A 2,310-nucleotide genomic window follows, 5' to 3' on the forward strand; every position below is an offset into this window, starting at 1 on the left:
ATGCGCCCGCCTTGCGGGCGCTGTGCGAGCGGACGCTGTCGAAAATGCATTTCAGCGCCGCGTCTGAAGGGCTGCTGGATTGGCTGCGTCCTGCCGCGCGTCCGGCGGCTGGCAACGCCCGTAGCCTGCCCAAACACCTGCAAAAACCCCAAACCGCTCAAGTGGCGGAGCGCCAGACCGTTGTCATCGCGGGCTGTGAAGCCCATGTGTGCCTGTTGCAGACCGCGCTGGAGTTGATGGAGCAGGAGGTGGACGTGTGGGTGGTGACGGATGCCTGTGGCTCCCGCACCGAACGCAACCGCGACGCCGCGTTGGATCGGCTGGCGAGCGCAGGCGCCGAACTGGTCACCACCGAGATGGTGGTTTTCGAGTGGCTGCGAACGGCCGAGCACCCGGCGTTCAAAGACGTGCACGCCCTCATCAAGTGAAGTAATGGGTGGTTGGCGGCGGGCCCGGGGCAAGGCCGGGTTGCGCCGATGTGACGGCGTCAGACTCCCGCAAGTCTGGTTCTCATAATTATGAATTCAGTTTGAGCGACTCCCTGGGGCGTTCAAAGCAGCACATCCTAAAACCCGAGGAGACCCGCATGAGTTCAGCCACTTCCTACAGCGCATTCCACAACCGCTCGATCACGGACCGCGACGCCTTCTGGGCCGAGCAAGCGCAATGGGTGGATTGGCACCGCCCGTTTGACCGGGTTTGCAACCACGACAACCCGCCGTTTGCGCGCTGGTTCGAGGGCGGCTTGATCAACCTGTGCCACAACGCGGTGGATCGGCACCTCAAGGACCGGGCGAGCCAAAACGCCCTGATCTTTGTGTCCACCGAGACCGACGTGGAGCGCATTTACAGCTTTGCCGAGCTGCATGCGGAAGTGCAGCGCATGGCGGCCGTGCTGCTGGAGCAGGGGGTGAAAAAAGGTGATCGGGTGCTGATTTACATGCCCATGATCCCCGAGGCCGCGTTCGCCATGCTGGCCTGCGCGCGCATCGGTGCCGTGCATTCGGTGGTGTTCGGCGGGTTCGCCAGCGTCAGTCTGGCCAGCCGCATCGAAAACGCTTCGCCCGTGGTGATCGTCAGCGCCGACGCCGGCTCCCGCGCTGGCAAGGTGGTGGCTTACAAGCCGCTGCTGGACGAGGCGATCCGCCTGTCCACGCACAAACCGCAAAAGGTGGTGCTGGTCGATCGGGGGCTGGCGGAGATGACCCAAGTGGCCGAGCGGGATGTGGACTATGCGGCCGCCCGCCTTCGGCACCTGGAGACGGTGGTGCCTTGCGAGTGGGTCGATGCGACGCACCCCAGCTACACCTTGTACACCAGCGGCACCACAGGCACGCCCAAAGGGGTGCAGCGCGACACCGGTGGCTACGCCGTGGCCCTGGCCGCGTCCATGAAGCACATCTACATGGGCCAGCCGGGCGAGACCTATTTTTCCACCAGCGACATCGGCTGGGTGGTGGGGCACAGCTACATTGTGTACGGCCCCTTGATCGCCGGCATGGCCACCATCATGTACGAGGGCCTGCCGATCCGGCCGGACGCCGGCATCTGGTGGAGTCTGGTGGAGAAGTTCAAGGTCACGGTCATGTTCAGCGCGCCCACCGCCGTGCGCGTGCTCAAAAAGTACGACGCCGCGTTCATGAAGCGCTACGACCTGTCCAGCCTCAAGGCGCTGTTCCTGGCCGGCGAGCCGCTGGACGAGTCCACCGCCCAGTGGATCGCGGGCGAACTGGGCAAACCCGTCATCGACAACTACTGGCAAACCGAAACCGGCTGGCCGATCCTGTCCTTGTGCAACGGGGTGGAACCCGCAACCAGCAAATTCGGCTCGCCCGGCAAGGCGGTATACGGCTACGACGTGAAGCTGCTGGACGACCAGACCGGCGAGGAGCTCACGGCCCCCAACCAGAAGGGTGTAGTGGCCATTGAAGGGCCTTTGCCGCCAGGCTGCATGCAGACCATCTGGGGCGATGACGAGCGTTTCGTCAAGACCTACTGGACCAGCGTGCCCGGCAAGCAGGTGTATTCCACCTTCGACTGGGGCATTCGCGATGAAGACGGCTATTTCTTCATCCTGGGGCGCACCGACGACGTGATCAACGTGGCGGGGCATCGGCTGGGCACGCGCGAAATCGAAGAGAGCATTGCCAGCCACCCGGCGATTGCCGAGGTGGCGGTGGTGGGTGTGGCCGACCAGCTCAAGGGCCAGGTGGCGATGGCGTTTGCCGTGGTCAAAGACGCTGCCAGCTATGCCGACGAGGCCTCGCAATTGAAGCTCGAGGGCGAGGTGATGAAACAGGTCGACCAGCA

At 64.1% G+C, this 2,310-nt stretch carries 2 protein-coding genes; both read left to right on the forward strand.

The annotated features are described in order from the left end of the window. A partial coding sequence (locus tag ABYB95_RS21875) for an isochorismatase family protein (protein ID WP_372661927.1) occupies positions 1-428 on the forward strand: 428 nt, incomplete at its 5' end. A 158-nt stretch (positions 429-586) separates the two neighbouring features. Continuing rightward, positions 587-2,310: propionate--CoA ligase (locus ABYB95_RS21880; protein WP_372661930.1), on the forward strand; the 1,724-nt coding region annotated here is incomplete at its 3' end.

The sequence above is a fragment of the Hydrogenophaga sp. genome (genome assembly GCF_041633695.1).
GTDB lineage: Bacteria > Pseudomonadota > Gammaproteobacteria > Burkholderiales > Burkholderiaceae_C > Hydrogenophaga.